Source organism: Nonomuraea turcica, from assembly GCF_030718205.1.
GTDB lineage: Bacteria > Actinomycetota > Actinomycetes > Streptosporangiales > Streptosporangiaceae > Nonomuraea.
The window spans coordinates 143,375-155,426 of the sequence record NZ_JAUZQF010000013.1 but is presented as its reverse complement, the minus strand read 5'-3'; the positions used below and the strand labels follow the sequence as shown (position 1 = coordinate 155,426).

General features: G+C 68.2%; 10 protein-coding genes. 4 read left to right on the top strand and 6 right to left on the bottom strand.

All coding sequences use genetic code 11. The features are described from left to right. Window positions 1–9 precede the first annotated feature (9 nt). From Q9G87_RS31760 to Q9G87_RS31745, 4 genes are read right to left on the bottom strand one after another with little or no spacing between them, the layout of a single operon-like run. Entirely contained in the window at window positions 10–831 is an 822-nt protein-coding gene (locus Q9G87_RS31760; RefSeq protein ID WP_305920202.1) for a carbohydrate ABC transporter permease, read from the bottom strand. Then, window positions 828–1,691, bottom strand: a complete 864-nt coding sequence (locus Q9G87_RS31755; RefSeq protein ID WP_305920201.1) for a carbohydrate ABC transporter permease — start codon at window positions 1,689–1,691, stop codon at window positions 828–830. The genes Q9G87_RS31760 and Q9G87_RS31755 overlap by 4 nt, the downstream gene beginning before the upstream one ends. Then, entirely contained in the window at window positions 1,692–2,999 is a 1,308-nt protein-coding gene (locus tag Q9G87_RS31750) for an ABC transporter substrate-binding protein (protein ID WP_305920200.1), read from the bottom strand. An 18-nt stretch (window positions 3,000–3,017) separates the two neighbouring features. Further along, window positions 3,018–5,303, bottom strand: coding sequence for a TIM-barrel domain-containing protein (locus tag Q9G87_RS31745; RefSeq protein ID WP_305920199.1), 2,286 nt, complete (start codon window positions 5,301–5,303; stop codon window positions 3,018–3,020). Between the two features lie 173 nt (window positions 5,304–5,476). Between Q9G87_RS31745 and Q9G87_RS31740 the strand changes: the two genes are divergently transcribed. After that, window positions 5,477–6,283, top strand: coding sequence for a class I SAM-dependent methyltransferase (locus Q9G87_RS31740; RefSeq protein WP_305920198.1), 807 nt, complete (start codon window positions 5,477–5,479; stop codon window positions 6,281–6,283). A 10-nt stretch (window positions 6,284–6,293) separates the two neighbouring features. On the opposite strand, the gene Q9G87_RS31735 is transcribed toward Q9G87_RS31740, so the two are convergent. Continuing rightward, window positions 6,294–7,688: an NAD(P)H-quinone dehydrogenase gene (locus Q9G87_RS31735; protein ID WP_305920197.1), complete on the bottom strand. Its 1,395-nt coding sequence runs from the start codon at window positions 7,686–7,688 to the stop codon at window positions 6,294–6,296. 184 nt (window positions 7,689–7,872) lie between these two features. On the opposite strand from Q9G87_RS31735, the gene Q9G87_RS31730 reads away from it, so the two are divergent. Next, on the top strand, window positions 7,873–8,358 hold the full coding sequence (locus tag Q9G87_RS31730; RefSeq protein ID WP_305920196.1) for a gamma-glutamylcyclotransferase: 486 nt from the start codon (window positions 7,873–7,875) through the stop codon (window positions 8,356–8,358). Here the strand turns inward: Q9G87_RS31730 and Q9G87_RS31725 are convergent. Then, window positions 8,355–9,659 (bottom strand): MFS transporter, encoded by a 1,305-nt coding sequence (locus Q9G87_RS31725; RefSeq protein WP_305920195.1) that lies wholly within the window; start codon window positions 9,657–9,659, stop codon window positions 8,355–8,357. The two genes, Q9G87_RS31730 and Q9G87_RS31725, sit on opposite strands and share 4 nt — an antisense overlap. A 109-nt stretch (window positions 9,660–9,768) precedes the next feature. Between Q9G87_RS31725 and Q9G87_RS31720 the strand changes: the two genes are divergently transcribed. Then, window positions 9,769–10,749: an Lrp/AsnC family transcriptional regulator gene (locus tag Q9G87_RS31720; RefSeq protein ID WP_305920194.1), complete on the top strand. Its 981-nt coding sequence runs from the start codon at window positions 9,769–9,771 to the stop codon at window positions 10,747–10,749. Next, entirely contained in the window at window positions 10,746–12,050 is a 1,305-nt protein-coding gene (locus Q9G87_RS31715; protein WP_305920193.1) for a M20/M25/M40 family metallo-hydrolase, read from the top strand. Before Q9G87_RS31720 ends, Q9G87_RS31715 begins: the two co-directional genes overlap by 4 nt. Window positions 12,051–12,052: the final 2 nt, after the last annotated feature.

Genomic DNA, 12,052 nt, shown 5'->3' with positions numbered 1-12,052 from the left:
GGGTCTCCATCATTTGATGGCGCCGACCGTCACACCTCGGGTCAGCGTGCGCTGGAAGATCAGGAAGAAGGCGATCGCCGGCACGACGCCGAGCAGGGCCGAAGCGCTGGACATGGTGGCGTCCATGAACTTCTCGCCCTGCAGGACGGCGAGCGCGACGGGCACCGTCTGGGTGTCGTTCGAGATCAGGAAGATCAGCGGGAGGAAGAACTCGTTCCAGGTCCAGATGAAGAAGAAGATCAGCAGGACGTTGATGGTGGGCCTGCTGATCGGCACCACGATCCGCAGCAGCGATCGCAGCCGCCCCGCGCCGTCGATCGCCGCGGCCTCGAGGATCTCCTTCGGGAACTGCCCCAGGACCGCGCTCAGCAGGTACGTGCCGAACGCCGCCTGGATCACGGTCATGACGATGATGACGGCCAGTTGGGTGTCGTAGAGCCCGACCGCCTTGGACAGGTAGTAGAGCGGGTAGGCCAGCGCCTCCTGCGGCAGCGTGTTGGCCACCAGGAACAACACCAGGATGGACAACCGGCCCTTCACCCTGCCGATGCCCAGCGCGTACGCGTTGAGCACCGACAGCACGACGGCCAGCACCGCCACGGAGGCGCTGATGATGAAGCTGTTCCAGAGCTTCGTGCCGAAGTCGACCCGGTTCCAGAAGTCGATGATGCCCTGGAGATAGAGCCCGTCAGGCAGGCTCAGCGGCCCTTGCGTGCTGTACTCGGCCGGCGACTTGACCGCGTTCATCGCCACGATCGCGAACGGGAACACCATCACGACCGCCAGCACGACCAGCGCGAACAGCACCGCCCACCGTCCTGGGCCCCTCATTGCTCACGCTCCTGGACTCGCAGGAACAGGAACGTCACCACGATGATGATCAACGCCAGCACCGTGGCGATCGCGGAGCCGTACCCGACGTTGCTCTTCTGGAAGAAATTCAGGTACGAGAAGTACGAGGGGACCATGGTGGCGTTGCCAGGCCCGCCCCTGGTCAGCACGAAGATCGGTCCGAAGACCTTCAGCGCGGCGATCGTGCACGTCAGCAGCACCACGAAGATCTCCGGCCGGATCTGCGGGATCGTGATGTGCCAGAACTTGCGCCACCACGAGGCCCCGTCGATCTCGGCCGCCTCGTAGTAGGCCGGGTCGACCCGCTGCAGCCCGGCCATGAAGATCACGACCGGGTAGCCGAGCTGGAACCAGACCATGACCGCCATGACCGTGGCGAGGGCCAGGTCGGGATCGCCGAGCCAGTCGAGCTCCAGCCCGAAGATCTGGTTGACCGCGCCGTACGACGGGTGCAGCATCCACCCCCACACCACGCCGGCCACCGCCACCGGCAGGACCTGCGGCAGGTAGTACATCGCGCGCAGCGCCGAGGCCGTTCGGGCCCCGAACCGCTTGCCGATGTAGTCGAACAACGCGGCCGCCAGCACGAGGCCGATCGCGGTCGGCACGATGGCCATGGCCACGATCAGCGCCACGTTGTGCTGGAACGACTGCCAGAACCGCTCGTCCTGCAGCAGCCTGGTGTAGTTGTCGAACCCGATCCACCTGGGCGTCCCCACCCCGGACCAGCGGGTGAAGCTCGCGCCCACGTTCATGAGGAACGGGACGACGATCACGCCCAGGAAGAGCAGCAGGCTGGGGGCGAGGTAGAGCCAGTACCCCCTCGTACGCACTCTCATCTAGTTACCAATGTCGGCGAGGTTGTCCTCGTACGGCTTGGCGATCTCGTCCAGCACCGCGGAGGGGGTCTTGCTGCCGTTGATGAGCTCCTGGACCCCGGCCACCAGCACGTCGTAGTAGCCGGGCGCCGGCCAGTCGGGGTAGAAGGCCAGGCCGTCGGCGGTCGTCAGCTTGTTGAAGGACTCGATGAGCTCCTTGCTCTTGGCGTCGGTGATCGCGGCCGGGTCGGCGGCCACGGGAACACCGCCGGAGTTGCCCAGCAGGTTCTGGATCTCCTTGCTCATCGTGATGTCGATGAAGTCGTAGGCCAGGTCCTTGTTCTTCGACTTCTCGGGGACGACCCACAGGTTTCCGCTCGAACCCGGCGACATGGTGGCTCCGGGGAACAGGAAGTGACCCCACTGGAAGTCCTTGATCGTGGAGGCCACGCGGCCGTACCACCAACTGCCGCTGATCATGATGGGGAACTTGCCGTTCATGAACGCCACGCCCATGTCCTCGGCCTTGAGCCCGGCCGAGTTCTTGGCGATGTAGCCCTTCTTCACCCAGTCGGTGAACGTGTCCGCGCCGTAGGTGAACTCGGGACCGTGGAAGTCGACCTTGCCCTTGTAGGACTGGAACGCATCGAGCCACGGCTTCTGCGCCTTGGTGAGCGCGAGCTGGTAGAGGATCTGCTGCGCCGGGTATTCGGCGCCGGCGTTCGAGATCGGCGTCACGCCGGCCTTGACGAACGTGTCCAGCCCGGCGGTGAACTCCTCGAACGTGGTGGGGACCTTGACCTTGTGCTTGTCGAACAGGTCCTTGTTGTAATAGACCATCACGAACTCGCCGTAGTTCGGCACGCCGAACCAGTTGCCGGCACCCATGACGCCGCGATCGTCGTACTTGGCGGTGGTCTGCAGGCCGCCGGGCAGCAGCTTGTCCCAGCCGCGCTTGGTGGCCTCCTCGGTCAGGTCGGTGAGCAGGCCCTGCTTGGACAGCAGGCCGGCGGTGGCGTTGCCCTTGTTGTACTCCATGATGTCGGGCGCCTCATCGGAGTTGAGCACCATGCTCGCCGTCTTCTGGATCTGCTCGAAGCCCTTCTCCTCGAACTTGACGGTCACGTTCGGGTGCGACGCCTCGAACTTCTTGATGGCCTCCGCCCACGCCTTGGCCATGGCGCTGTCTTTCGACTCGTAGTGCCAGAGCTTCAGCACGCGGGGCTCGGTGCCCTGCGCCGTCGGGGGACTCTCGGTACCGCCGGAGCCGCAGGCCGTCAGGACCAGGACCGCAGCGGCCAGCGCCGCCGCGCCTCTGAGTTTGCGCATGATCCCTCCAGGGGGGTGTTACGAAAGGACGGCCCGCGCGGGAGCTCCGGCCACCGGGGCGATCTCCACCGCGGTGACACGCTTCGGGCCGGTGACGGCGACACGCAGTTCATCGCCGTCCCTGGTGGCGACGGCGACCGTCACGCCGTCTTCGTCGTGGATCTCGGTAGTGCTGTCGCCGCCCCCGAAGGCGACGAGGGTGATCTCTTGCGGCACGTCGGTCGTGTCTCCTTGCTCGGAGACCGGTATCAGCGCGCCATGGCGGACGAACAGGGGGATCTGGTCGAGCGGCTTGCTGACCTGGACGTAACGGGTGCCTTCCAGCACCTCACCCGTCCAGTAGTCGACCCACAGGCCGTGCGGCAGGTACACCTGCCTGACGCCTTCGGGCGCGACCATGGGCGCGACCAGCAGGTCGCGACCGAACAGGTACTCCAGGTCGGCCTGCCAGGCCACGGGGTCGTCCGGGTAGTCCACGCAGAGCGCCCGCATCATGGGCGCGCCGGTGCGCGCGGCCTCGACGGCCGCCGAGTAGATGTACGGCATCAGCCGGTAGCGCAGCTTCAGCGCCTGCACGGCCAGGTCCTCGACGGCCGGGAACTCCCACGGCTCGCGAGTGGTCGTGCCGTGCAGCCGCACCAGCGGCGACAGGGCGCCGAACTGGGTCCAGCGGACGTACAGATCGTCCGACGGCCGGCCGGTGAACCCGCCCGCGTCGTGGCTCCAGAACGGCACCCCGGACAGGCCGTGCGCGAGCCCGCCTCTGATCGTGCTGCCCATGGCGGCGTAGCTGGTGTAGGTGTCGCCGTTCCACTGGGCGCTGTGCCGCTGCCCGCCCAGGTACGACGAGCGCGCCCACACCAGCCCGTGCCCGTTGACCTCACGGGTGACGTCGGCGACCACGTCGTTGAACAGCAGCGTGTAGACGTTGTGCAGGTCGGTCCCGCTCATCCCGTTGTACGCGACGGCGTCCGCGGGCACGCCCTCCGCGAAGTCCGTCTTGAACGCGTCCACGCCCTGCCGCAGCAGATCTCTCAGCAGCCCCTTGAACCAGCCGGCCGCCGCCGGATTGGTGAAGTCGACGATCCCGCAGGCGGGGAAGGAACCGTGCCAGCAGTCGGCGACGTACGCCTCCCCATCGTCCTTCTTCAGGAAATATCCAGCGCGGGCCGCCTCCTCGAAGGCCGGGCTGAGATGGGAAATGTAGGGATTCATCCACAGACAGACCTTGAACCCCATCTCATGAAGCTCATCCAGCATCTGCTCCGGCTGCGGGAAGTTGACGGGATCCCACTGCAGGTCCGACCAGTGCCCGTCGGTCTGCCAGTAGGTGTCCAGGTGCAGCACGTCGCACGGGATGCCGCGCTCCCTGATCGTGCGCGCCCTGGCCAGCACCCGCTCCTGGCTGTCGACGCAGAACCCGGACGAGATCCACGTCCCGAACGCCCACTTCGGCGGCAGCGACGGGCGGCACGTCAGCCGGTCGTAACGGTCCAGAACGTCGGGCGGGGTCGGCCCCGCGATCACGTAGTAGTCCATGACGTCGTCGGGCACCAGGATCTGCACGACGCTGTGGGTGGACTGGCACACGTCGAACTCGGTGGGCGCGCCGCTGTCGACCAGCACGCCGTAGCCGCGGCTCGACACGTACAGGGGGACGTTCTTGTAGGCCCGCTGCGACTCGGCGCCGAACGCGTCGAAGTTCCACATGAGCGGCCGCTGGCCGCGCTTGTCCAGCCGCGTGAACGACTCCCCGAACCCGGCGAACGCCTCGTCGGGCGCGGAGGCGAAGCTCTCGTGGAACGCCACGGACGCCCCGCCGGCGCTCGATCGGCCGAACGGGAGCGTACGCAGCCGTCCGCTGATGTCGGTGTGTCCACGGTCCTGCTCCAGCAGCGTGGCCCCGGACGCGTCGGTGAAGCGCAGGTGCCACGGCGCGAGGCTGATCTCCGCCTTCAGGGATCCCGCATCGATCACGATCGGCTCACCTGGAGTGACCCCGGCACGGGCCCCTGAGTACGTGCCGGGGGTCACCAGCGAGATGGCGCCTTCCGACCGCGGCCTGGCGGCCGCGTCCTCCGACAACCGCACCCGGATCACACCCTCGCCGGCCACACCAACCTGCACGACCAGCGTCTCCTCCGCCGTCGTGACCGCCTTCAGCATCACCTCGGCGCCATCGGCCGCGACCAGTTCGGCCGCGGCCACCGCCGACAGGCCACCCTCGCCACGTGCGCGAACCGGCAGTTCGGGCGGGTCCGCGACGAAGTACTCGTGCGCGACCAATGGGGGGCGATAGGGCATGGAAGCTCCTTATGGACGGCTGCGCCAACTCAGGGAATTAGTTTGCTGTCCATACCAACAAACGTCAACGGCTATCGCCCGCCGTTTGGGTTCTGCCCAGCCCGACCAGCCCAGCCACGCCCCGGGCGAACCCCGTGCAGCCCCTGCCTCAAAGGGCGGTTAGGGTGATCGCCATGCAGGACGACGTCTACCGCTACAACAAGGAACGCTGGGAAGCCCTTGTGGAGGCGGACGCCTTATTCACCCGTCCCATGCTCGACCTCGACACGGAGAAGGCCCGGGCTTATCTGGGCCTGGAGAGGCTGGGCCTTCCTGGCGACCTGGCCGGCCGGAAGGTGCTCTGCCTGGCAGGAGGAGGCGGGCAGCAGTCTGCGGCCTTCGCTCTGCTCGGAGCCGACGTGACGGTTCTCGACATCTCGTCCGGGCAGCTGGAGCGTGACCGCTCGGCCGCCGAGCACTACGGCGTCGGCATCCGCACCATCCAAGGAGACATGCGGGATCTGTCGGCCCTCGACGAGTCCTCGTTCGACCTGGTCTGGCATCCGTACTCGTTGACGTTCGTCCCGGACTCCCGGATCGTTTTCCGCGAGGTGGCGAGAGTCGTCGCACGAGGCGGCCACTACTACCTGATGTGCGCCAACCCGTTCTTCGCCGGACTCACGCACGACTCGTGGAACGGCGAGGGTTACACGCTCAAGCTGCCCTACACGGACGAAGCCGAGTCCAGTTATCCCGACCAGGACTGGGTCTACGACCGGAAGGCGCCCGGCCGCTTGATCAGCGAACCGAGGGAGTACACGCAGACGCTGAGCCGGATTGTCAACAGCCTGACCCGGGAGGGCTTCGTACTGAGGCTTCTGTCCGAAGTCCGAGGCGACTACCCCGGTGCGGAACCGGGCAGTTGGTCACACTTCACGGGGGTGGCCCCGCCGTGGCTGGAATTCGTCTGGCAGTACCGCCCCGGCATTGTCGGAGGGTGAGGGAACCCGGCTAGATGCCGCTCGCCGTCTGGGGCTGCATGAGGCGGCGGGCGGCCTCGGTGATCGAGCCGGACAGCGACGGGTAGACCGCGAACGTGTGCGCCAGCTGATCGACCGTCAGCCGCTGCTGGACGGCCACCGACACCGCCAGGATCAGCTCCGACGCCCGCGGGGCCACCACGACCCCGCCCAGCACGATCCCCGTGTGCGGCCGGCAGAACAGCTTGACGAAGCCGTCGTTGAAGCCCTGCATCTTGGCCCGCGCGTTCGTGGCGAGCGGCAGCTTGACGACGTTCGCCTCGATCTCGCCCGCCTCGATGGCCCGCTGCGCGACCCCCACCGCCGCGATCTCCGGGTCGGTGAAGATGTTGGAGGCCACCGTGGCCAGCCGCAGCGGCTGCACGGCCTCCCCGAGCGCATGCCAGACCGCGATCCGCCCCTGCATGGCCGCCACGGAGGCCAGCATGAGCACACCCGTGCAGTCCCCAGCCGCGTAAACGCCCGGCGCCGACGTGCGCGAGACCTTGTCGACCTTGATGAACCCGCCCCGGTCCAGCTGGACCCCGGCCTCCTCCAGCCCGATCCCGGCCGTGTTGGGGACCATGCCGACCGTCATCAGCGCATGGGATCCCTCGGCCGTGCGCCCGTCCTCCAGGGTCACCACCACTCCGTCGGCGGTGCGCTTGACGGAGGACGCGCGCGAGCGCCCCATGACGTTCATGCCACGCCGCCGGTAGACCTCTTCGAGCACCTCGGCGCCGTCGGCGTCCTCGTTGGGCATCATCCGGTCCCGGCTGGAGACCAGCGTGACCTCGGCGCCGAGCGAGCGATAGGCACCGGCGAACTCCGCCCCGGTCACACCCGACCCCACCACGATCAGGTGCTCGGGCAGCTCCTCCAGGTCGTAAAGCTGACGCCAGTTGAGGATGCGTTCGCCGTCGGGCTCTGCCCCGCGCAACACGCGCGGCGTCGCGCCCGTGGCCACGAGCACGACGTCGGCCCGGATCGTGCGATCCCCCGCCCGTACGACCTGCGGATCCACCAATCGGCCACGAGCCTTGATGATCTCGACGCCCTCGGCCTCGACCCGGGTCGCGATGTCCGCGGACTGAGCCTGCGCCAGCTCTTTCACCCGCTTGTTGACCAGCGGCAGGTCGACCCCGACCGTCCCCGGCTCGCCGTCGGGCCCGCCGTCGAACGAGATGCCAAGCCCCGGCGCGTCGAGCAGCGCCTGCTTGCGCACGGAGGTTGCGATCAGCGTCTTGGACGGCACGCAGTCGGTCAGCACGCACGCGCCGCCCGGCCCGTCCTGCTCGACCATGGTGACCTGCGCGCCTAGCTGGGCGGCCACCAGCGCCGCCTCGTAGCCGCCGGGTCCGCCACCGATGATCACGATCCTCGTCACGTGTCCCATTCTCCCGTACGAGCTCGGCCGAGCTGCAACCGGGCTGCGTCCCATCCAGCTCAGCGACGAAGATGACGGATCCTTCTGCCGCACCTGGCCTCCTGATGGATCGCCTCGGCTCTTCGGCATGGCAGGATGTCGCGGTAGCTGGACGACGAGCAACACCCAGCGAGAGGGGTGGATCGTGGCGTGGCCCTCAGATTCGGAGAAGCCGAATGAGCTCAGGCTTTATGCCGCGTATGGCTCCAACATGGATCCTGAGCAGATGGCCATGCGCGCCCCACACTCCCCCATCCGGGGCGTCGGCTGGCTGACCGGCTGGCGCCTGACCTTCGGCGGGCACGACCCGGCCTGGGGCGGCGCGCTCGCCACGATCGTCGAGGATCCGGACGAGCACGTGTTCGTCGTGCTCTACGACGTGCCCGACTGGGAGGAGACCTCGCTCGACCAGTGGGAGGGCGCGGTCCGCGGCGCCTACCACAAGGTGCGGCTGCGGGTGCAGACCCTCGAGGGCGAGGTCGTGGCCTGGTTCTACGTGCTCGACGGCTACGAGGGCGGCCTGCCGTCGGCCCGCTATCTGGGCAGTCTGGCCGAGGCGGCCGAGCGGGCGGGCGCCCCCGACGACTACGTCAAGGAGCTGCGGGAGCGCCCCTGCACCTCGTTCGGCTAGCTGAGCGGCTGGTCCTTGGTCTCGCGCAGCACGAAGATGTAGACCAGGGTGGAGATCAGCGCCAGCGCCGACATGTACCACGGGAACAACCCCGGGTTCTTGGCCTCCTGCAGCGCGGTGCCGATCAGCGGGGCGGTGCCGCCGAAGAGCGCCACGGTCAGCGAATACGGGAACCCGGCCCCCGCCGCCCGCACCCGCGTGGGGAAGAGCTCGGAGTTCACCGCGGCCGAGATCGAGGTGAAGCAGCCGAGGAAGACCATGCCGACGAGCTGCACCAGCAGCAGGCTGCCGTAGGCGTCGGTGAGCGTGCCGAGCAGCGGCACAGGCAGGATCAGGAACGCGAGACCAAACGTGATCAGCATCGGCCTGCGCCCGATCCGGTCCGACAACATGCCCAGCAGCGGCTGCAGGATCATGAAGAAGACCAGCGAGATCGTGCCGATCTGCAGCGAGTCCGCCTTGTCGAAGCCCACCGTGATCTGCGCATACGTGGGCAGGAAGCTGGTCCAGGTGTAGTACGCGACGGTGCCGGCGATGGTGATGCCGACGATCGTGAGGGCGGATCTCGGGTGGTGCTTGAGGAAGTCGAACAGCTTCGGCCGCGCGGCCTCGCCCCGCTGGATCTCCTCCGCCACGGCCGAGGTCTCGTCGGCGCCCTTGCGGATCCACAGCCCCACGAGGCTGAGCACGGCGCCCACGATGAACGGGATACGCCAGCCGTAGGAGCTCATGTCGGCCTCGACCAGCACCGTGGCCAGCAAGGCGGCGAGTCCGGAGGCCAGCAGCTGGCCGATGGTGGTGCTGACGTACTGGAAGCTCGAGAACAGGCCGCGGCGGCCGGGCGGGGCCGACTCCACCAGGAACGTGGTGGCGGCGGCGAACTCACCGCCCACCGACAGGCCCTGGATCAGGCGGGCGAGAGTCAAGATGACCGGTGCCAGGACACCCACGGCCGCGTAGGTGGGGGTCAGACCGACGAGCAGCGATCCCGCGCCCATCAGCACGATCGTGAACGTCATCGCGGCCTTGCGCCCATAACGGTCGGCGAACGCGCCGACCAGCAGGCCGCCCAGCGGGCGCATGAAGAAGCCCACCGCGAAGACCGCGAATGAGCTCAGCAGCGGCACCAGGCTGTTGCCCGCGCTCTCCGGGAAGACCTGCTTGGAGAAGTAGATGGCCAGGAACGTGTAGGCGTACCAGTCGTACCACTCGACAACGTTGCCGATGCTGGCCGCCATGAGCTGGCGGGATCGGCTTTTGGGGATGCCGAGGGGGGATTGGGTCACGGGGGAGGTCGCCACGGGGGCTCCTTTGCTGACATGTGCGGTATGGCTTACTCTGCAATTGAAAGACCGAAACAGTCAAATTCGCGGGTCCGGATTTACATTCCCGACACAGAAATGGTTGCAGGTGGACGTTCTCGACCGGCGCCTGGTCGCCGCGCTGCAAGTCAGCCCCCGCGCCTCGTGGGGCGAGATCGGCCGGGCCGTGGGCGAGCACGAACGCACCGTAGCCCGCCGCCTCCAGCGGCTGATCGCGGAGGGGGTCGTCCGGGTCACGGCGATCTACGACGACCTGCGCACCGGGCACGGCCGCCCCGTCCACCTGGACGTCCGGGTGCAGCCCGGCGCCACGGCCCAGGTGGCCAAGGCTCTGGCCGACCGGCCGGACACGCGCTCGGTCTACGCGCTGACCGGCGCCGCCGACCTGGGCTGCGAGCTGGTGTCGCCGTCCCGCGAGGCGCTGCACCGCACCCTGTCCGCCGAGATCAGCGCGATCGACGGGGTGTTGCGGACGCAGACCCAGGTCGTGCTCCACACGTTCAGGACCGTCGCCGAGTGGCACGCTCCGTTCCTCACCGAGCAGGAGGTCGCCGAGCTGCGCCCCGCGCCGCCTCCTGAGGGCCTGCCCGACGAGGAGGGCCTGTCACCTCTGGAGCAGGAGATCGCCGAGCTGCTGGCCGCCGACGGCAGGATCGCCTTCACCGCGGTCGCCGAGCGCCTCGACATCTCCCTGCCGACCGCGCGCCGCCGGGTGACCTCGCTGATCGAGCGGCGGCTGCTGCTGCCGCGTGCGGAGGTGGAGCCCGCACTGCTGGGCCTGGAGGTGGAGGCCATGTTGTGGCTGAAGGTCCGCCCGTACGGGCTGGACCAGGTCGGACAGCGGCTGGCCGGGCATCCGAACGTGCGTTACTGCGCGGCCACCTCGGGCACCCATTCCCTGATCGTCCAGGTGGTGGCCGCTCACGAGGCGGACCTCTACCGTTTCATGACCGGCGTCGTCGGCTCCCTCGACGAGGTCACCGACAGCGACCTCACCCTCATCACCCGCGCTTACAAGCGCGGGCACCTGCACAAGTCCGGACTGCTCACACTGGAGAAAACGCCATGACACCAGCCGAGAAGGAAGTCGCCGACCTCTGCGTGGAGCTGATCCGCGTCGACAGCAGCAACTACGGGGACGGCAGCGGCCCGGGCGAGCGGGCGGCTGCCGAGGTCGTCCTGGCCCGGCTGGCCGAGGTCGGGATCGAGGCCACGTACGTCGAGAGCGAGCCGGGCCGCGGCAACGTGATCACCCGCATCGAGGGCACGGACCCGTCCCTGCCCGCGCTGCTCGTCCACGGACACCTGGACGTGGTGCCGGCCAACGCCGCCGACTGGTCGGTTGACCCGTTCGGCGGCGAGGTCCGCGACGGCTACATCTGGGGCCGCGGCGCCGTGGACATGAAGGACATGGACGCGATGATGCTGGCGGTGCTGCGCCAGCTGAAGCGCGAGGGCCGCCGGCCACGCCGCGACATCGTCTTCGCGTGGGTGGCCGACGAGGAGGCCGGCGGCGTGTACGGCGCCAAATACCTCACCGCCCACCACCCCGAGCTGTTCGAGGGCGTCACCGAGTCGATCAGCGAGGTCGGCGGCTACTCGCTGGAGGTGGACCCGTCGCTGCGGCTCTACCTGATCGAGACCGCCCAGAAGGGCCTGGCCTGGATGAAGCTGATCGCCGACGGCACCGCCGGGCACGGCTCGATGCTCAACACCGACAACGCCGTCACCGAGATCGCCAAGGCGGTGGCCAGGATCGGCGAGCACGACTGGCCGCTGACGTATACGCCGACCGTGCGGCAGTTCCTCACCGAGGTCGCCGACGCCTTCGGCATCCCCTTCGACGAGTCGGACCCGCAGCCGATCCTCGACAAGATCGGGCCGCTGGTGCGTTTCGTGGGCGCGACCCTGAGCCACACCACCAACCCGACCCAGCTCGGCGCCGGCTACAAGTCCAACGTGATCCCCGGCCAGGCCACGGCCGTGGTCGACGGGCGGTTCCTGCCGGGGTTCGAGGAGGAGTTCTTCAAGACCGTCGACTCGCTGATCGGGCCGCGCGTGCGGCGGGAGTTCGTGCACCACGACATCGCGCTGGAGACGACCTTCGACGGTGCGCTGGTGGAGTCGATGATCGGGGCGCTGAAGGCGGAGGACCCGACGGCGCGGGCGATCCCGTACTGCATGTCCGGCGGCACCGACAACAAGACGTTCTTCGCCGACCTCGGGGTGCGCGGGTTCGGGTTCGTGCCGCTGCGGCTGCCTGCGGACATGGACTTCGCGTCGATGTTCCATGGCGTGGACGAGCGGGTGCCGGTGGAGGCGTTGCAGTTCGGCGTGCGGGTGCTGGACCGGCTGCTCCTAAACTACTGAGA

Bases quoted from the DNA above. Each gene is read 5' to 3' on its own strand.
- Q9G87_RS31760 (WP_305920202.1), bottom strand. From the start codon at position 831: ATGAGGGGCCCAGGACGGTGGGCGGTGCTGTTCGCGCTGGTCGTGCTG.
- Q9G87_RS31755 (WP_305920201.1), bottom strand. From the start codon at position 1,691: ATGAGAGTGCGTACGAGGGGGTACTGGCTCTACCTCGCCCCCAGCCTG.
- Q9G87_RS31750 (WP_305920200.1), bottom strand. From the start codon at position 2,999: ATGCGCAAACTCAGAGGCGCGGCGGCGCTGGCCGCTGCGGTCCTGGTC.
- Q9G87_RS31745 (WP_305920199.1), bottom strand. From the start codon at position 5,303: ATGCCCTATCGCCCCCCATTGGTCGCGCACGAGTACTTCGTCGCGGAC.
- Q9G87_RS31740 (WP_305920198.1), top strand. From the start codon at position 5,477: ATGCAGGACGACGTCTACCGCTACAACAAGGAACGCTGGGAAGCCCTT.
- Q9G87_RS31715 (WP_305920193.1), top strand. From the start codon at position 10,746: ATGACACCAGCCGAGAAGGAAGTCGCCGACCTCTGCGTGGAGCTGATC.